Here is an 18,058-nt window from a genome sequence, read left to right on the forward strand (position 1 = left end):
GAGCGCCGCGTCGATCCGGTCAACAGACGCTGAACGCCGGCCGCACGGGACCGCCGCGCCGGCTGCCGGACCCGCCGCCAAGCAGGCCGCCAAGCAGACCCCAAGTGGGGCGGGGCACGGTGGGCAGCCGACGCCGTCACCAGAACGTTGGAGCAGGAAAAGCGTGTCCCTCAACAGCAGTCCTGGCGCCTCCGCCACCGCGGAGCGCCCCCACACCCACGAAATGGTCGTGGTCCACCGGGTCTTCCGCCGGGAGTCAGCGCTGCTGCCCCGGCTGGTGCGCGCCGTGCCCGACGGCGACCGGGCCCGCGCGGCGCGGATCGCCGCCGCCCTGCGCGACTACGCCCTCGGCCTGCACCACCATCACCACGCCGAGGACGAGTTGATCTGGCCGTTGCTGCGGCAGCGGGCCGCGCACGACGAGGCGCTGGTGGAACGGATGACGCGGCAGCACGAGGCGATCGACCGCACCCTGGGGGCGGTCGCCGAGTGGACCGAGCCGTGGGAGCGGTCCGGGGACCGGACACCCGGCGAGGAACTGGCGCTGGCGCTCGACGCGCACCGGACCGCGCTGCTGGAGCACCTCGACGAGGAGGAGCGCTCGGTGCTGCCGCTGGTCGCCGTGCATCTGACCGTCGCCGAATGGGAACGGGTGGGGCAGCGTGGCCTGGAAGGGCTGCCGAAGAACAAGCGCCTGCTGGCCCTCGGCGCGATCCTGGAGGAGGCCACCCCCGAGGAGAGCGCCTTCTTCCTGGGCAAGGTCCCGCTGCTCGGCCGGCTGCTCTGGCAGGCCGTCGGCCGCCGCCAGTACGCCGCCTACTGCCGCGCCATGCGCGCCCCTCTGGCGGGGGAGTAGACCATGAGCCTGCTCGACTCCGCCCCGCTCGACGCCCTGGACGCCTACCGCACCTGCGAGTTCGCCACCCTGGGCCGGGACGGCACCCCGCTCGCCTGGCCCACGGCCGTACGCCGCCGCCCGGACGGGACCCTGCTGCTCAGCACCTCCCTGGCCTTCGCGCAGAAGGCGCTGAACATCCGCCGGGACGGCCGCGTCGCCCTGCTCTTCTCCGACCCCACCGGCAGCGGCCTGGAGGGGGCCCCGCAGATATTCGTCGGCGGACACGCCGACTGCCCCGACGAGATCATGACCGGACCGCAGGGCGCCGAGGACTACTGGCGGATGCTGTTCGAACGGCAGCCGCACAGCAGGGCGTACGTCTCGGCGCCGATGCGGTTCCTGATGGACTGGTACTACCTGCGGCTGCTGATCACCGTGACACCGGGGCAGGTCGTCGTACGGCCGCCGCTGTCCGAAGCGGCCGGCGCGTCCGCCGCCTCCGCCGCGCCGGCCGCTACCGGTGACCTGGCCGGCGCCGCCCAGCTCGCCCGCTTCCGCACGGCGGTGCTCGCCGCGCGGGACGCCTCCGGGGCGCCGGTGCTGGCCCGGACCCGGCCGGTGCCCACGAGCGAGGGCTTCGCCGTGGACGTACCGGCCGACTGCCCGGCCGCCGCCGGTCCCGCCGCCCTGCTCGTGCACCGGCACGACGACCACCTCAACCACCTGCACAACGCCCTCGTGCGCGGCGAACTGCGAGCGGCCGGCACCGGCTGGGTGCTGGTCCCCACCAAGGTGGTGGAGCCCATGGGATCGGGCCGGGTGAGCGACGCGGTGCGCGTGCTCCGCGACACGAGGCGGGCCACCGACCGCTATCTGGGCCGGCGCGGCCTGCCCCGGCCGCGGGTGCGCTGGGAGGAGTTCAGGGCGCTGGCACGGGACGCGCGGCGCAGGTGACGTCCGCCGCGGGAAGCCGCCCGGTGGCGAGGTACGCGCCGACCGTCGCGTCGGCGCAGCCACTGCCGTAGACACCGAACACCGCGTGCTGGTCCGTACCGCGCAGGGTCACCAGCCGGGAGCTGGGCCAGTCCCGGTGCACCGCCCGCGCGCCCTGGCAGACGGTGCGCGGGTCGCCGGCCGTCGTGGCCGTGGGCGTCGGACCTGGCCCGGCTGCGCCCTCGCGCCAGGCACGGGCCGCCCCGCGCTCACTCCGGTCGGCTGCCGCGTCCGGCCGGGGGCCGGCCCCCGCGAGTGCCTGCGGCGCCCCCCCGGCGCCCACCCCCGGCCGCGCTCGGCGTGGCGCTTCGTCAGGAAACCGGGCCCCGGCGACCCCGAAGTCCGCGCGTACGACGCGGCCGCCTCGACACCGCCACGGAACCCGAGGCCGGCCTCCCGGTGCGCTCCCGGCTCACACCGGTTCCCACAGGCCGTGCCCCCCGCCCAGGACGCCGTGCGGGTCGTGGGCGGCTTTGGCCTCGGCCAGGGCGCTCCACCGGCTGCCGTAGTGCTGCCGCCAGTCTCCGGGGGACATCGGCAGCGCGTTGGCCGGGTAGGCGACCGCGCCCCGCGCCCGCGCGTGCTCGTACACCGCGCGGTTGGCGGCCACCATCGGGCCGGCCGCGCCCGGTGCGGCGGTGCGCAGCAGCGCGAGCAGGTGGACGACCTCGCCCCGCGGGCGGCGGAACAGCGGGGCGCGCAGGGAGCCGGTGAGGAGGGGGTAGAGCAGGACCAGGCCGTTGACGCGCAGGTCCCGGAAGGCGGGGTCGGTGAGGATGCCGGTCACCACGGAGGCGGCGGTGTCGTCGGGCAGGAGCAGGTTCAGCCAGGGGTGCGGGTGCAGCCACTCGCCGGTCTCGCGCAGGACCTCCTCGTCCGCGGCGACCCGGTGCGCGAACTCGGCGTGTCCGAGGTCCGTGATCTCGCAGGCGGCGAAGGAGAGGCCGCCGAGGAGCGCCCTGTCGTCGGGCGGGGTCGGTCCCCGGTGGCCGGCGACCGCCTCCACCATGTACGTCCAGTCGTCGCCGGAGCCCTCGGCCGGGCGGGCCTGTCCTTCGAGGTGGCCGAAGCGCCGGTCGGTCGCCAGCAGGCGCTGGTCGCGGAGGTAGGCGTCGAGGTCGGGGTAGTGCAGGCAGTAGCGGCGGACGAGGGCGGGCGCGGGGGACAGCCGCAGGGTGGCCCGGATGATCACGGCGACCTGTCCCAGACCGGCCAGGACGGCGTGGAAGAGGGCACCGTGCCGTTCCGGCGAGCAGATCAGGTGCTCGCCGGCGCCGGTCACCACCTCCAGCTCCAGCACCGAGTCGGCGACCAGGCCGTGCCGGTGACTGGCGCCGCCCAGCCCGCCCACGCTCAGCACCCCGCCGACGCCGGCCCCGAGGTAGTCGGTGAGCACGGGCGGGGCGAGCCCGTACGGCAGCGTCGCCGCGAGCACGTCCCGCCACAGCGCCCCCGCCCCCGCCTCCACCCGGTCGCCGGTCACCGGCCCGACCGCGGCGAGCTCACGCAGGTCGAGGACGATGCCGTCGCGCGCCTGTCCCTGGCCGTACATCGAATGGCCGCCGGATCGCGCCGCCACCGGGATCCCGCGCGGTCCGGCATACGCCAGCGCGTCCCTGACCCCCGCCGCCGACCGGGGCCGCAGCACGCCCAGGGGCGGTGCGCACACCAGGTGGCCGAAGTCCTCCGCGGCCTCCCGCAGGATCTCCGGGCGGGTGTCCAACAGGTCCGCGAATCCTGCGCGGACACGGTCCGACGACGTCACGTGGCACGCTCCCCAGAGGCATCGGTCGACACGGGCCGACCCATCTTCGCGCCCCGGGCACGGCGGACGGTCCCCGTTTCCCGCTCCGGCATCCGAAAAACATCGTGTGTTTACCGGTCCGGATTCCGGAGAGCAGCGTGACCGGAGTACCGCCCCGTCCCCCGCCGCTCTCCGGAGCGCATGCCGCATGAGAGGTGTTCCGGTCTGTCCGGCTCCCGCGAAACAGCTACCCCGTTCGACACCCCCGCGCCCGACGAGGACCGCTCACCGGCCCCGCCGCCCCGTCCGGTCCCGTCGCCCGGCCCCGCCCCGGCCGGCCGAGGCGGCCCACCGGCCGCCCGTCGCGACGCCTGGTTCGACAACGCGAAGTACCTGGCGATCGTGCTCGTCGCCGTCGGGCACGCCTGGGAGCCGCTGCGCTCGGACAGCCGTACCGTCACCGCCCTCTACACGTTCGTGTACGCCTTCCACATGCCGGCGTTCATCATCGTCTCGGGCTACTTCTCCCGCGGCTTCGACGCGAGCCCGGCCCGGATCAGGCGGCTGGTCACCGGGGTCGCCGTGCCCTACGTGGTGTTCGAGGTCGCCTACACCCTCTTCACCCGCTGGAGCGACCACGCCCCGGACCGCGAGATCAGTCTGCTGGACCCGCTGTACCTGACCTGGTTCCTCGCGGCCCTCTTCGTCTGGCGGCTGACCACCCCCGTCTGGCGGCAACTGCGTCGGCCGCTGCCCGTGGCGCTCGTCGTCGCCATGCTCGCGAGCCTGTCGTCGTCCATCGGCAACGACCTCGACCTGCAGCGGGTCCTGCAGTTCCTGCCGTACTTCGTGCTCGGGCTGTGCCTGCGGCCGGAGCACTTCCGCCTGCTGCGCCGCCGGCGCGTCCGGGTGGCCGCCGTACCCGTCGCCTGCTGCGCCCTCGCCGTGGCGTACTGGTCGGTGCCGCACCTGGGCTACCGCTGGTTCTTCCACCGGGACAGCGCCGAGCAGCTCGGCGTGCCCGCCTGGTACGGGCCCGTCATGACGCTGGCCACCTTCGGGTGCTCCCTGGTGCTGACCGCCTGCTTCCTCGCCTGGGTCCCGGGCCGCCGCACCTGGTTCACCGCCCTCGGCGCGGGCACGCTCTACGGCTACCTGCTGCACGGCTTCGTCGTCCAGGGCGCCAAGCCCGCCCACTGGTACGACCCGGCCTGGATGCACGGCCCGCTGGGCGCGGTGACGGCCACCCTCGTCGCCGCCGTGGTGGTGACCCTGCTGTGCACGCCACCGGTGCGCCGGGTCTTCCGCTGCGTGATGGAACCCCGGATGGAGTGGGCGTTCCGGGGCCGGGAGGACCGCCTGGCGCAGGACGGCCCGCGAAACGCCGACCGGGTCCTTTCCGGGAGCCGCTGAACCGGCGAACATGCCGCACCATGGACATTCTGCTCGTCACGAGCGCGTTCAACAGCCTGTCCCAGCGGGTCCACGCCGAACTGTCCGACCTCGGCCACCGGGTGGACGTGGTCCTCGCCCGCCAGGACCCCGAGGCCGTCCGCCACGCCGTACGGGACCACCGCCCGGAGCTGATCGTCGCGCCGATGCTGAGGACGGCGCTCCCGGAGGACGTCTGGCGGCGGCACACCTGCCTGATCGTGCATCCGGGACCGCTCGGCGACCGGGGCCCGGCCGCCCTCGACTGGGCCATCGCCGGTCAGGCCGAACAGTGGGGGGTGACGGTGCTCCAGGCCGAGGCGGCCATGGACGCGGGCGCCGTCTGGGCGAGCGAGCCGTTCGAGGTGGCACCGGTCGGCAAGAGCGACCTCTACCGCAACGAGGTGGCCGACGCCGCCCTCACCGCCGTCCACCAGGCCGTACGCCGGTACGCGGACGGCTCGTACAAGCCGCGGCCGCAGAGCGATCCGGCGATCCACCGGCAGGTCGTCTGGCGGGACGCCTTCCGGCAGGAGCGGCGGCGGATCGACTGGACGGCCGACGACACCGCGACGGTGCTGCGCAAGCTGCGCGGCGCCGACTCGCAGCCGGGGGTGCTCGACGAACTCCTGGGCCGTGAGGTGTTCCTGCACGGCGGTCACCCGGAGGACGAACTGCGCGGCGAACCCGGGGAACTGCTCGCGACCCGGGCCGGCGGGGTCTGCCGGGCCACCCGCGACGGCGCGGTCTGGATCCCGGAACTGCGCCCCCGCAAGGGCTCCGGCGACCCGGCCCCCTTCCGCCGTCCCGCCACCGACGTCCTCGCCGGCCTGGACCTCCCGGAGCGCCCCGCCCCGCTGGAACTGCCCGCGGGCCGCCGCACCTGGACCGACATCGGCTACCGGCAGCACGGCGACGTCGGCCTCCTCCACTTCTCCTTGCCCGGTGGCGCGATGAGCACCGACCACTGCCGGCGCCTGCTCGCCGCCTACCGGTACGCCCTCGGCCGGCCCACCCGGGTCCTGGTGCTCGGCGGCCGCCGCGACTTCTTCTCCAACGGCATCCACCTCAACGTCATCGAGGCCGCCGCGGACCCCGCCGAGGAGTCCTGGGCCAACCTCGGCGCCATGGACGACCTGGTCGAGGCCGTGCTGCGGACCACCGACCGGCTCGTCGTGGCAGCGCTCGGCGGGAACGCGGCGGCCGGCGGCGCCATGCTCGCCCTCGCCGCAGACGAGGTCTGGTGCCGCTCCGGCGCCGTGCTCAACCCGCACTACCGGCGGATGGGCCTGTACGGCTCGGAGTTCTGGACGTACTCGCTGCCCCGCCGGGTCGGGGCGGACACCGCCCGGCGGCTGACCGAGGAGGCCCGGCCGGTGAGCGCCGCGACGGCCGCCCGGACCGGGCTCGTCGACCGGCTGGTGCCGGTTCCCGCGCAGGGCTTCACCGCCGAGGTCGAGCGACTCGCCGCCGCGCTCGCCGACGACTCGGCCGGTCTGGCCCGCCGGATCGCCGCCAAGGCCGCGGCCCGCCGCGCCGACGAGGAGGAGCGGCCGCTCGCCGCGTACCGCGCGGACGAACTCGCCCGGATGCGCGCCCTGTTCTTCGACCCCGGCGCCGCCTACCACGCGCTGCGCTCCGCCTTCGTCCGCAAGGTGCCGGGCGGTGCCCGGTGACCCGGCTGCTGGTGGCGGGCGTCGGCAACATCTTCCTCGGCGACGACGCCTTCGGCCCGGAGGTGGTCCGCGCCCTGGAGCGGCGCCCGCTGCCGCCCGGCGCGCAGGTCCGGGACTTCGGCATCCGGGGCATGGACCTCGCCTACAGCCTGCTCGACGGCTGGCCGGTGGTCGTCCTCGTGGACGCGGCGGTACGCGGCGAACGCCCCGGCACCCTCTCCCTGGTCGAGCCCGACCGCCCCGGCCGTCGCCCGGCCGCCCCGCCCGAGGCGCACGGCATGGACCCGGCCACGGTGCTCGCGCTCGCCGCACACCTGGGCGAGGAGCCCCTGCCCCGCGTCCTCGTGCTCGCCTGCGAGCCCGGGGAACCGCCGCGCGGCGACGAGGACATCGCCCCCGGCCTGAGCGCGCCCGTCCGGGACGCGGTCGAACGCGCCGTCACGGCGCTGCACGACCTGGTCCCGGTCCTGCTCGCCGACCCCCTGGCCACACCCGCGTTGGCCCGCCCGGAGGAATCCGCGGCCCCCGCCGCGGCCCGTCGCCCGCCGACAGCCGCCGCCGGCGCGGAGGATCGCTGAGCGGACCCGGTGACGCCGGCCGCGGCACCGCGCCCCGTCAGGGCGCGGGACACCGCGGCCGGCGTGCGGCTCCGCCGCACGGGCCCGACCAGCCCCCACCGGCCCGCGGCGAACGAACGGAACGACCAGTGCGGCGCTTGGCGGACCAGGACGCGGACCCACCCGCTCCGCGCGTTCGTCCCGAGCCCGGCGAACCGAGGAGCGGAGTTCTCATGTGTCAGTCGGAGGAGGTCACCCGGGCCGTCCTGGCCAGGAACGACGGCCTGGCCGCGAGCCTGCGCGGCGACCTGGCCGCCCGCGGGGTCGCGGTGGTGAACCTGCTCTCCAGCCCCGGCAGCGGCAAGACCGAACTGCTCGGCCGGGTGCTGGCCCGCGCGGGCGAGCGGGGCGTGTCCGTGGCCGCCTTCACCGCCGACCTGGCCACCGAGAACGACGCGCAGCGGCTGGCCCGCTCGGGGGCGCCGGTGAAGCAGCTGCTCACCGACGGGCTGTGCCACCTGGAGGCCCGGCAGGTCCGCGGCCACCTGGAGGGCTGGCTGCCACCGGACACCGCGCTGCTGTTCGTGGAGAACGTCGGCAACCTGGTCTGCCCGGCCTCCTACGACCTCGGCGAGCACCTGCGGATCGTGCTGATGGCGGTGACCGAGGGCGAGGACAAGCCGTCGAAGTACCCCACCGCCTTCGGCTCCGCCCACCTGGTCGTGCTCACCAAGACCGACCTCACCGGGCCGGCCGGCTTCGACGAGACCGCCTTCGCCGAGCATGTGCGGCGGGTCAACCCCGGGGTGGAGATCGTCCGGTCCTGCGCCCGTACCGGCGACGGCGTCGACACGGTCCTCGACCGGGTGCTCGCCGTCCGCGACGGCGCCCCGGTCCACCGGCCGCCGCTGGCCCCGCACCCGCACGGTCACGTGCACGCCCCCGCCGCCTCGTGACCGCGCCCACCACCACGGCGGCGGCCGTCCGCCGGCGCGTCACGGTGCGCGGCACCGTGCAGGGCGTGGGCTTCCGCCCCCACGTCCACCGCCTCGCGGCCGACCTCGCGCTCACCGGGTTCGTCAGCAACACGGCGAGCGGCGTGCTCATCGAGGTCGAGGGCACGGCGGCCGGCGTGGAACGGTTCTGCGCGCGGCTGGCCGGGGAGCCGCCGCCGCTGGCCACCGTGACCGCCGTGGCCGTCGAGGAGGTACCGGCCACCGGCGCCGACCCCGGCTTCACCATCCGTGCCACCGAACAGTCCGCCCCGGGCCGCACCCTGCTCCCGCCCGACACCGCCACCTGCGCCGACTGCCTGCGGGAACTGGCCGACCCGGCCGACCGCCGGCACCGCCACCCCTTCATCACCTGCACCCACTGCGGACCCCGCTTCACCATCGCCACCGGCATGCCGTACGACCGCGCCGTCACCACCATGTCCGGCTTCCCCATGTGCCCCGCCTGCGCCAGGGAGTACGGTGCCCCCGCCGACCGCCGCTTCCACGCCCAGCCCGTGGCCTGCCCGGACTGCGGCCCCAGGCTGCGGCTGGTGCCCGCGCCGGGCAGCGGGGTGCGAGCCGCCCGCGACGGTGCCGCCCTCGCCGGTGCCCGGGACCTGCTCGCCGCCGGGCGGATCGTCGCCGTCAAGGGCGTCGGCGGCTACCACCTGGCCTGCGACGCCTCCGACGCCCGCGCGGTCGACACCCTCCGCTCCCGCAAGGCGCGCGGCGACAAGCCGTTCGCGGTGATGTGCGCGGACCTCGCCGAGGCGGAGCGGATCGCCGAGATCGGGACGGCCGAACGGGCCGCGCTCACCAGCGTCCGGCGCCCCATCGTCCTGCTCCGCCCCCGCCCCGCCGCCCGGCTCGCCCCCGGCGTCTGCCCCGGCAGCCCGCACCTCGGCGTGCTGCTGCCGTACACCCCCGTCCACACCCTGCTGTTCGGCCTGCCCGGGGACCCGCCCGGCCCCCGCGTCCTGGTCATGACCAGCGGCAACCGCTCGGGCGAGCCGATCGTCACGGACGACGACGAGGCGCTGACCCGGCTGTCCGGACTGGCCGACGCCTGGCTGGCCCACGACCGGCCCATCGCCTCGCCCTGCGACGACTCCCTGTTGCGGGTCCGCGCCGACGGCACCGAGCAGGTGCTGCGCCGTTCCCGCGGCTACGCGCCCAGCCCGCTGCGCCTGCCGGTCCCGGTGCGGCCCGCGCTCGCGGTGGGCGGCGACCTCAAGAACGCGCTGTGCGCCGGCGAGGACGACCTGGCCTGGTTCGGGCCGCACATCGGTGACATGGGCGACCTGGCCACCCTGGAGGCGGCCGTCCGGGCCGAGCGGCACGTGCGCCGGCTGACCGGGGTCCGCCCCGGGCTCATCGCCGCCGACCGCCACCCCGGCTACCACTCCGCCGCCTGGGCCCGCCGTCGTGCCCGCCAACTCGGTCTGGGCGAACCGGTTTTCGTCCAGCACCACCACGCCCACATCGCCTCCGCCATGGCCGAGGCGGGCCTCGACGGCAGCACACCCGTCATCGGGGTCGCCTTCGACGGCACCGGCTACGGCGACGACGGCACCGTCTGGGGCGGTGAACTGCTCGTCGCCGACTACACCGGCTACCGGCGGCTCGCCCACCTCGCCCCGGCCCCGCTGCCCGGCGGCGACGCGGGTGTCGCCAACCCGTGCCGGACCGCACTGGCCCGGCTCTGGGCGGCCGGGCTGCCCTGGGACCCCGACCTGCCCTGCGTCGCCGCCTGCGCCGAGGACGAACTGCGGCTCCTGGAAGGGCAGTTGCGGCGCGAGGTCGGCTGCGTGGCCACGTCCGGCATGGGGCGCCTCTTCGACGCGGTGTCGTCCCTCGCCGGCGTCTGCCACCGCGCCGGTCACGAGGCCCAGGCCGCCCTGGAGCTGGAGGCGCAGGCCTGCGCGGCCTGGGGCGCGGAGACGGCCGCGTACCCCTTCGGGGACCGCTTCGATCCGGCTCCGGTGCTGCGCGCGGTCGTCGCCGACCTGCGTCGCGGCACCCCGGCGCCGGTGATCGCGGCCCGCTTCCACCGCGGGGTCGCCCAGGTGGTCCTGGACCTCTGCCGCGGCGCACGCCGGGCCACCGGACTGACCACCGTCGCCCTCACCGGAGGCGTGTTCGCCAACGCCCTGCTGGAGAGCGCGAGCACCGGCCTGCTGCACGGCGACGGCTTCACGGTCCTGCTGCACGGCGAGGTCCCGCCCAACGACGGCGGGCTGGCGCTCGGCCAGTTGCTGGTGGCGGCCCACCGGCGGTCCGGCGACGGACGGACAACACCCAGCGACGAGACGGAGTGACCCATGTGTTTGGCAGTGCCCGGCAGGGTCGTGAGCATCGACCACACCGCCGATCCGCTCACCGGCCTGATCGACTTCGGCGGGGTGCAGAAGCAGGTGTGTCTGGAATACGTGTCGGACGTCGAGGTCGGTGAGTACGTCATCGTCCACGTGGGCTTCGCCCTGCAGCGGCTTGACGAGGAGTCGGCCCTGGCCTCCCTCGAACTCTTCGAGGAACTGGGGCTGCTGGAGGAGGAGTTCGGCGACGCCTGGCAGCAGGCGGCGCGGCAGGCGGCCGAGGAGACCGAGGGGAGCGAGGCGCGGTGAAGTACCTCGACGAGTTCAACGACCCCCAGCTGGCCCGCCGATTGCTGGACGAGATCCGGGCCACCGCCACCCGCCCCTGGGCCCTGATGGAGGTGTGCGGCGGCCAGACCCACTCGATCATCCGGCACGGCATCGACCAACTCCTGCCGGAAGAGGTGGAGTTGATCCACGGGCCGGGCTGCCCGGTCTGTGTCACCCCACTGGAGTGCATCGACAAGGCACTGGAGATCGCCGCCCGCCCCGACGTGATCTTCTGCTCGTTCGGCGACATGCTCCGTGTCCCCGGCACCGACCGGGACCTGTTCCGGGTCAGGGGGGAGGGCGGTGACGTCCGCGTGGTCTACTCGCCGCTCGACGCGCTCCAGCTCGCCCGCAGCCACCCGGACCGGCAGGTGGTGTTCTTCGCCATCGGCTTCGAGACCACCGCGCCCGCCAACGCCATGGCCGTCCACCAGGCCAGGCGTCTCGGCCTGGCCAACTTCACCCTCCTGGTCTCCCATGTCCGGGTCCCCCCGGCCATCGAGGCCATCATGACCGCCCCGGCCTGCCGGGTGCAGGGCTTCCTGGCCGCCGGGCACGTGTGCAGCGTGATGGGCATGGGCGAGTACCCCGAACTCGCCGAACGGCACCGGGTTCCCGTGGTCGTCACCGGCTTCGAGCCGCTCGACATCCTGGAGGGCATCCGCCGCACGGTGGCCCAGCTGGAGCGCGGCGAGCACCGGGTGGAGAACGCCTACCCCCGCGCCGTGCGCCCCGAGGGCAACCCGGCCGCCCTCCGCATGATCGAGGAGGTCTTCGAGGTCACCGACCGCTCCTGGCGCGGCATCGGCCGCATCCCCGCCAGCGGCTGGCGGCTGAGGGAGGCCTACCGCGACTTCGACGCCGAGCACCGCTTCGACGTCACCGGCATCCGCACCGAGGAACCTGCCGAGTGCCGGGCCGGCGAAGTCCTGCAAGGCCTCATCAAGCCCACCGACTGCGCGGCCTTCGGGACCACCTGCACCCCGCGCACCCCGCTCGGCGCCACCATGGTCTCCAGCGAGGGTGCCTGCGCCGCCTACCACCTCTACCGCCGGATGTCCGAACCGGCGCTCCCGCGCGAGGAGATGAACCCCGTTGGCTGAGCAGACCGTCGTCGACCCCGCGAACTGGAGCTGTCCGGCGCCGATCCGCGACCAGCCGGTCGTGATCATGGGCCACGGCGGAGGGGGCGCCCTCTCCGCCGAACTCATCGAGCAGGTCTTCGCACCCGCCTACGGCAACGCCCTGCTCGCCGGGCTGACCGACTCCGCCGTCGTGCACCTCGGCGGCGCCCGCCTGGCCCTGTCCACCGACTCCTACGTGGTACGGCCGCTGTTCTTCCCCGGCGGCTGCCTCGGCGACCTCGCCGTCAACGGCACCGTCAACGACCTGGCCATGAGCGGCGCCCGGCCCGCCTACCTGTCCGCCGCCTTCGTCCTGGAGGAGGGCGTCGAACTGGCCGTCGTCGAACGCGTCGCGCGGGCCATGGGCGCGGCGGCCGAGACGGCCGGGGTCACCATCGCCACCGGCGACACCAAGGTGGTCGAGTCCGGGCACGGCGACGGGGTGTACGTCACCACCGCCGGCATCGGCCTGGTCCCCGAGCGGGTCGACATCCGGCCGCAGCGGGCCCGGCCGGGCGACGCCGTCATCGTGAGCGGACCCATCGGGCTGCACGGCGTCGCGGTGCTCAGCGTGCGCGAGGGGCTGGAGTTCGGCGTCGAGATCGCCAGCGACACCGCGCCGCTGGCCGACCTGGTGGCCACCATGCTGGACGTCACCCCCGACATCCACGTCCTGCGCGACCCGACCCGCGGCGGCCTGGCCGCGTCGCTGAACGAGATCGCCCGCGCCTCCGGTACGGGGGTACGCCTGGCCGAGCGCGCGATCCCGGTGCCGGACGCGGTCGCGGCCGCCTGCGGGTTCCTCGGCCTCGACCCGCTGTACGTCGCCAACGAGGGGCGCCTGGTCGCCTTCGTCCCGCCGACAGAGGCCGAGGCGGTGCTCGCCGCGATGCGCGCCCATCCGCAGGGGGCGGGCGCGGTGGTCGTCGGCCAGTGCGTGACCGAGCACCCCGGCATGGTGGTGGTGGCGACCGGCCTCGGCGGTACCCGGGTCGTCGACCTTCCGCTGGGCGAGCAACTGCCCCGCATCTGCTGAGGACGTCTGCCGGCGGCGTGCGCAACAGACGTGTGCGGGCGGCGTCCGCCGGCGACGTGCCGCCGGTGGCAGGGCGACGACCCCGCCGGTGCCCGGACCGACCCGGGCACCGGCGGGGTCATTCCACCGCCGTGATCTCCAGCTCCCGGCCGCTGCGCAGGTCGGTGGAGGGCCGGTCGCAGCGCGGGCACCAGAAGAACGGCGGCATGCCCACCGTGAACTCCTCGGCGCACGGCTCGCACCAGGCTCGCGCGGTCACCTGCTCGACCACCAGCCGGGCCCCCGCGAGGGCGGTGCCGTCGCGGGCCACCTCGAAGGCGAAGTCCAGGGCGTCGGGGACGACCCCGGACAGTTCGCCGACCCGGACGGTCACCGCGCGGACCCGGTCCGCGCCGTCCGTCCGGGCCCACTCGTCGGCCTGCTCCACGATCGCGGTCGCGATCGACAGTTCGTGCACGACCGGCTCACGGATACCGGTGCCGGGCGCGCAGCCCGCCGGCGATCCGCCAGATCTTCATCTCGCGCATCATGCTCGGGATCTCGGTGACGAACAGGGCCAGCACCAGGCCGCCCACCACGGCGACCTCGGCGGTCAGGACGCGCTGGGCCGCCGTGCCGGTTCTCTTGCGTTGCATCTTCATCGGGGGCACTCCCTCGTTCCGTGTCATCCGGGCGGGATGTTCGGCATGACGTCCAGCAGCACGTCGTGCCGCTTCCAGTGGATGTTGGTCGAGCGCCGCGCGTCGGCGGTGCGGTGGGTGTGGTGACTTTTGTGTTTATTGACGGGGCCGGGTGTGCCGGGTTGATTGCGGGGCCGGTGGGAGGGGGTGGCGGGCGGGGCCGGGGCCCGCCCGACTCGGATACTGCCCATAGGGTCGCTCCTTCCTGTGTTGCCGTTCCTCAAGGCCGCTCGGTGAGCTCCTCGAAGAAACGCTCCACGGCCGGCCACATCCGGCCGCCGCCGGACAGACCGCGCCACTCCCGGCGGACGACGGCGAGCATGCGGAAGCAGTCGTCGACCGGGACGATCCAGTGGTGGTCGAGGCCGTGCACCGTGTTGACCAGCAGCGCCTCGACGTCGGGGGTCATGGTGCCGAGGGCCGGGCAGCCCGCGACCGCCCGCTGCCAGGCCGTGGCCGCCACTTCCCAGCGCATGGCACCCGCCGGGCTCGGTCCCTCGGCGGTGACCGAGCCGTCGGCGCGCGGCACGAAGAAGACCAGGCCGACCGGGACGCCGAGGGCGGCGGTGTCGACCTCCGGGAGCCGGACCCGGCGGGTGGGGATGAGCCGCAACCGGCCCTCCCCGGCGCCCGCTCCCTGCCGGGTGCCGTCGAACAGCACCGAGCAGGCGCGGCAGGCGCAGCGCACCTCGCCCGGCCCGGTGTCGTACAGATGCGGATGCCCCTCGGACAGCGGCTCGGCGCACAGGTCGCACACCTCCGCCCCGGCCGCCGGCCGCCGGTCGGCCGAGGAGCGGATGAGGCGGGCCAGGGCTCCGCCGGGCGGTGTCCGGGTGATCACCGGGCCTCCTGTGGCCGGCGCAGAGAGTCCAGGGGGACGAAGGCGGGCGCCGGGGTCTCGGGCACCGGCTGCACGTCGGCCAGCTCGGGGGCCGCCGCGAGCACCGCCGCCCGGACGGCGTCGGTCACCTCCGTGGTACCTCCGCCGCACCCCGAGCCGCAACCGCCGCCCGTGGCCAGCCGCACCCGGCCCACCTCGCCCTCCACGCCGGCCCACTCGACGTCCCCGCCGCGTTCCCGCACGGCGGGGCGCAACCGCTCCACGGCGCGGGCGGCCCGGAGCTCGGGCGAGTCCGGGTGGATGTCGTGCAGCACCATGAGGTGGTCGAGCAGTTCGTCGCCGGCCAGCCGCTCGGCCAGGGAGGCGTCGGCGTGGTCGAGGACCCGGGCGAGCGCCTCGCCGTAGACCTCGGTCAGCAGCCGTACCGCCTCGACGGCCGATCCGCCGGTCGGCCCCGGAGCGGACTCCAGGCTCTCCAGCAACCCGTCGAGCCGGGCCAGCCGGGACTCGACCGCCGGGCCGTCGAGCCGGGCGTCAGCCATGACTGGCCCCGTACACCGGCGAGTGCGTGACGCTCAGGGTCTTGCCCTTGCCGGTGTACATGTGGACACCGCACGGCAGACAGGGGTCGAAGCTGCGGACCGTGCGCATGATGTCGACGCCCTTGAAGTCGTCCGGGCCGTTCTCCTCGAAGATCGGCTGGCCCATGACGGCGTCCTCGTACGGGCCCGGCGTGCCGAACTTGTCGCGCGGGCTGGCGTTCCACGGGGTCGGCGGGTACGGGTGGTAGTTGGCGATCTTCTTGTCCTTGATCACCAGGTGGTGCGAGAGCACCCCGCGCACGGCCTCGTGGAAGCCGCAGCCGATCGCCTCGTCCGGCACCTCGAAGTCCTCGAACACCTTGGTGTCGCCGGACCGCACCAGGCCCATCGCCTCGTCCAGGAACTGCAGGGCCATGGCCGCCGCGTAGGCCACGAAGTAGGGCCGGGCGCGGTCGCGCTCGATCGTGTTGGACCACTTCGGGATCTTCCACTCCAGCGTGGTCTCCGGCAGGGAGTCGCCCTTGGGCAGCGAGATCCGCACGCTGGTGCCGGTGGCCTTGATGTACGGCGTGTCGACGATGCCGCTGAGCGCGGTCGACCAGAGCCGGGCCAGCGGGCCGCCGCCGGTGTCCAGGGCCAGGTGGTCGCCGGTGCGCCGGTCGAACCAGCGGGGGCTCATCACCCAGCTGTAGTTGCCCTCGAAGTTCCGCTTCTGCGGCACCGGGAGGGTGGTCTGGTTCCACGGGTGCCGCATGTCGACGGGGTTGCCGAGCGGGTCGTGGGTGACGAACGGGTCCTCGTTGACCCAGTCCTCGTAGAACGAGGAGCCGAGCATGATCCTCAGGCCCAGGTTGATGTCGACCAGGCTGTTGGTGACCAGCTCGCCGTCGACCACGATGCCGGGGGTGACGTACATCGCCCTGCCCCAGCGCTCCATGTTCTCGTACCGGTAGTCGACGACCTTCGGGTCCTGCCAGGCGCCCCAGCAGCCCAGGAGGATGCGCCGCTTGCCGACCTCCTCGTAGCCGGGCAGCGCCTCGTAGAAGAAGTCGAAGACGTCGTCGTTCATGGCGACGGCCTTCTTCACGAAGTCGATGACGTGCATCAGCCGGCTGAGGTAGTCGGTGAACGCGGTCGGCTGAGGCATGGTGCCGACCCCGCCCGGATAGAGGGTGGAGGGGTGGACGTGCCGGCCCTCCATCAGGCAGAACATCTCGCGGGTGGTCCGGGAGACCTTCAGGGCCTCCTTGTAGACCTCGCCCTCGAAGGGGTTGAAGGCCTTCATGATGTCGGCGATGGTCCGGTAGCCGTGGATGTCACCGCGCGGCGCGCTGGTCTTCTGCGCGCGGGCCAGCACGCTCGGGTTGGTGGCCTTGACCATCTGCTCGCAGAAGTCCACGAAGACCAGGTTGTCCTGGAAGATCGTGTGGTCGAACATGTACTCGGCCGCTTCGCCGAGGTTGACGATGTGCTCGGCGAGCGGCGGCGGCTTCACGCCGTACGCCATCTGCTGGGCGTAGTCGGAACAGGTGGTGTGGTTGTCGCCGCAGATGCCGCAGATGCGGGAGGTGATGAAACCCGCGTCGCGCGGGTCCTTCCCCTTCATGAAGACCGAGTAGCCGCGGAAGAGGGAGGAGGTGCTGTGACACTCCACCACCTCCCGGTTGGCGAAGTCGATCTTCGTGTAGATGCCCAGGTTTCCGATGATCCGGGTGATCGGATCCCAGGACATGTCCACGATCTGCGCGGGCTTGCGCCCCTGTTGCCGGGCCTCGGTTGTCATCGGCGTTCGCTGACCTTTGCTGTGGGGGACTGAGGGAGGGTCGGGGTGGGGGGGATTCGCCGTGGCGTGAGCCGTGACGCGTCAGGGGCGCCAGCGCGGGGCGTAGCCGCTGGTGAGCTTGCGCTTGTTGTGCCGCCACTTCGGCTCGTGGTTGACCAGTTCGTTGGTGAAGCCGCGCAGCCGGCGGATGACCGCCCCGTACGGCTTGATCGCGAGCGAGGAGAGGGTGCCGCCGGGCGGCTCGTCCATGAACGGCATGAACGCGTCCGGGAAGCCCGGCATGGTGCAGCCGATGCAGATGCCGCCGACGTTCGGACAGCCGCCGATGCCGGCCATCCAGCCCCGCTTGGGCACGTTGCAGTTCACGACCGGGCCCCAGCAGCCGGTCTTGACCAGGCACTTGGGCGAGTTGTAGTCCGCCGCGAAGGTCGCCTGCTCGTAGTAGGCGGCGCGGTCGCAGCCCTCGTGGACCGTCTTGCCGAACAGCCACTGCGGTCGCAGCATGTGGTCCAGCGGCGGCGGGGGAGCGGTGCCGGCGGCGTGGTAGAGCACCCAGACCAGGGTCTCCATGAAGTTCTCCGGCTGGACCGGGCAGCCCGGTACGTTCACCACCGGCAGCCCGCCCTGGGACTTGAAGTCCCAGCCCAGGTAGTCCGCGAGGCCCATGCTGCCGGTCGGGTTGCCGGCCATGGCGTGGATGCCGCCGAAGGTGGCGCAGGTTCCGATGGCCACCACCGCCCAGGCACGGGGCGCCAAATGGTCGATCCAGTCGTTGAGGGTCTGCGGCTGACCGGTCTCCGGGTCGTTGCCGAACGACGTCCAGTAGCCGTCGCCCTCGATGATGTTCTGGTTCGGTACCGACCCCTCGATGACGAGGATGAAGGGCTCCAACTCGCCCCGCGCGGCCGCCCGGTAGGGGGCGAGGAAGTCCTCACCGCCCAGGCTCGGCGAGAGCACCTTGTTGACCAGGTTGACCTTCGGGATCCCCGGGATCAGACCCAGGACCACGTCCTCGATGGAGGGCTGGTCGGCCGCGGTCACGGAGACGGTGTCGCCGTCGCAGCTCATGCCCTCGGAGATCCAGAGGATGGTGATCTCGTCGAACCCCTGGCGTTCCTCGGCTCGGCTCGGTTCGCCGCCGACGGCGGTGGTGCCGCTTGTGGTGCTCATACG

Annotated in this window: 18 protein-coding genes and 1 pseudogene; 10 read left to right on the forward strand and 9 right to left on the reverse strand. The window is 74.1% G+C overall.

Translation table 11 applies throughout. The annotated features are described in order from the left end of the window. Positions 1-163: 163 nt before the first annotated feature. Together AB0M11_RS05800 and AB0M11_RS05805 are read left to right on the forward strand one after the other, a co-directional pair. Entirely contained in the window at positions 164-856 is a 693-nt protein-coding gene (locus AB0M11_RS05800; RefSeq protein ID WP_365701776.1) for a hemerythrin domain-containing protein, read from the forward strand. Positions 857-859: 3 nt separating this feature from the next. Next, complete coding sequence (locus AB0M11_RS05805) at positions 860-1,792, forward strand: pyridoxamine 5'-phosphate oxidase family protein (protein ID WP_365701778.1); 933 nt, start codon at positions 860-862, stop codon at positions 1,790-1,792. Here the strand turns inward: AB0M11_RS05805 and AB0M11_RS05810 are convergent. After that, positions 1,758-1,970: pseudogene (locus tag AB0M11_RS05810) on the reverse strand (alpha/beta hydrolase); the annotation flags it as partial. The gene AB0M11_RS05805 and the pseudogene AB0M11_RS05810 overlap by 35 nt on opposite strands. A gap of 273 nt (positions 1,971-2,243) precedes the next feature. Further along, entirely contained in the window at positions 2,244-3,596 is a 1,353-nt protein-coding gene (locus AB0M11_RS05815; protein WP_365701780.1) for an FAD-binding protein, read from the reverse strand. A 180-nt stretch (positions 3,597-3,776) separates the two neighbouring features. Between AB0M11_RS05815 and AB0M11_RS05820 the strand changes: the two genes are divergently transcribed. From AB0M11_RS05820 to hypE, 8 genes are all read left to right on the forward strand, one after another. After that, positions 3,777-4,988: an acyltransferase family protein gene (locus tag AB0M11_RS05820; RefSeq protein ID WP_365701782.1), complete on the forward strand. Its 1,212-nt coding sequence runs from the start codon at positions 3,777-3,779 to the stop codon at positions 4,986-4,988. A gap of 20 nt (positions 4,989-5,008) precedes the next feature. Then, on the forward strand, positions 5,009-6,682 hold the full coding sequence (locus AB0M11_RS05825) for an enoyl-CoA hydratase-related protein (protein ID WP_365701784.1): 1,674 nt from the start codon (positions 5,009-5,011) through the stop codon (positions 6,680-6,682). Beyond that, positions 6,679-7,260 carry a hydrogenase maturation protease gene (locus tag AB0M11_RS05830; RefSeq protein WP_365701786.1) on the forward strand — a complete coding sequence of 194 codons (582 nt, stop codon included), beginning with the start codon at positions 6,679-6,681 and terminating at the stop codon, positions 7,258-7,260. Before AB0M11_RS05825 ends, AB0M11_RS05830 begins: the two co-directional genes overlap by 4 nt. A gap of 212 nt (positions 7,261-7,472) precedes the next feature. Continuing rightward, a complete protein-coding gene (hypB, locus tag AB0M11_RS05835) occupies positions 7,473-8,195 on the forward strand; it encodes a hydrogenase nickel incorporation protein HypB (RefSeq protein WP_365701788.1) in 723 nt (240 codons plus the stop codon). Continuing rightward, positions 8,192-10,552 (forward strand): carbamoyltransferase HypF, encoded by a 2,361-nt coding sequence (gene hypF / locus AB0M11_RS05840; protein WP_365701790.1) that lies wholly within the window; start codon positions 8,192-8,194, stop codon positions 10,550-10,552. The genes hypB and hypF overlap by 4 nt, the downstream gene beginning before the upstream one ends. Positions 10,553-10,555: 3 nt before the next feature. Continuing rightward, positions 10,556-10,858, forward strand: coding sequence for a HypC/HybG/HupF family hydrogenase formation chaperone (locus AB0M11_RS05845; RefSeq protein WP_365701792.1), 303 nt, complete (start codon positions 10,556-10,558; stop codon positions 10,856-10,858). Then, positions 10,855-11,982 carry a hydrogenase formation protein HypD gene (gene hypD / locus AB0M11_RS05850; RefSeq protein WP_365701795.1) on the forward strand — a complete coding sequence of 376 codons (1,128 nt, stop codon included), beginning with the start codon at positions 10,855-10,857 and terminating at the stop codon, positions 11,980-11,982. Before AB0M11_RS05845 ends, hypD begins: the two co-directional genes overlap by 4 nt. A 67-nt stretch (positions 11,983-12,049) precedes the next feature. After that, the gene (gene hypE, locus AB0M11_RS05855; RefSeq protein ID WP_365702026.1) at positions 12,050-13,039 is read left to right on the forward strand and encodes a hydrogenase expression/formation protein HypE; all 990 of its coding nucleotides are present in this window, start codon (positions 12,050-12,052) and stop codon (positions 13,037-13,039) included. A gap of 118 nt (positions 13,040-13,157) precedes the next feature. On the opposite strand, the gene hypA is transcribed toward hypE, so the two are convergent. The 7 genes from hypA to AB0M11_RS05890 all read right to left on the reverse strand — a co-directional run bounded on the left by hypA (position 13,158) and on the right by AB0M11_RS05890 (position 18,055). Next, positions 13,158-13,496: a hydrogenase maturation nickel metallochaperone HypA gene (gene hypA, locus AB0M11_RS05860; protein ID WP_365701797.1), complete on the reverse strand. Its 339-nt coding sequence runs from the start codon at positions 13,494-13,496 to the stop codon at positions 13,158-13,160. Between the two features lie 7 nt (positions 13,497-13,503). Next, positions 13,504-13,674 carry a hypothetical protein gene (locus AB0M11_RS05865; protein ID WP_365701799.1) on the reverse strand — a complete coding sequence of 57 codons (171 nt, stop codon included), beginning with the start codon at positions 13,672-13,674 and terminating at the stop codon, positions 13,504-13,506. A gap of 29 nt (positions 13,675-13,703) precedes the next feature. Further along, positions 13,704-13,910 (reverse strand): hypothetical protein, encoded by a 207-nt coding sequence (locus tag AB0M11_RS05870; protein ID WP_365701801.1) that lies wholly within the window; start codon positions 13,908-13,910, stop codon positions 13,704-13,706. Positions 13,911-13,939: 29 nt separating this feature from the next. After that, positions 13,940-14,560 (reverse strand): DUF5947 family protein, encoded by a 621-nt coding sequence (locus AB0M11_RS05875; protein ID WP_365701803.1) that lies wholly within the window; start codon positions 14,558-14,560, stop codon positions 13,940-13,942. After that, complete coding sequence (locus AB0M11_RS05880) at positions 14,557-15,102, reverse strand: NifU family protein (RefSeq protein WP_365701805.1); 546 nt, start codon at positions 15,100-15,102, stop codon at positions 14,557-14,559. The genes AB0M11_RS05875 and AB0M11_RS05880 overlap by 4 nt, the downstream gene beginning before the upstream one ends. Then, positions 15,095-16,885, reverse strand: a complete 1,791-nt coding sequence (locus tag AB0M11_RS05885) for a nickel-dependent hydrogenase large subunit (protein ID WP_365701808.1) — start codon at positions 16,883-16,885, stop codon at positions 15,095-15,097. The genes AB0M11_RS05880 and AB0M11_RS05885 overlap by 8 nt, the downstream gene beginning before the upstream one ends. Before the next feature lie 81 nt (positions 16,886-16,966). Next, a complete protein-coding gene (locus AB0M11_RS05890; RefSeq protein WP_365701810.1) occupies positions 16,967-18,055 on the reverse strand; it encodes a hydrogenase expression protein HypE in 1,089 nt (362 codons plus the stop codon). Positions 18,056-18,058 lie beyond the last annotated feature (3 nt).

It is taken from the genome of Streptomyces sp. NPDC051987, assembly GCF_040680735.1.
GTDB lineage: Bacteria > Actinomycetota > Actinomycetes > Streptomycetales > Streptomycetaceae > Streptomyces.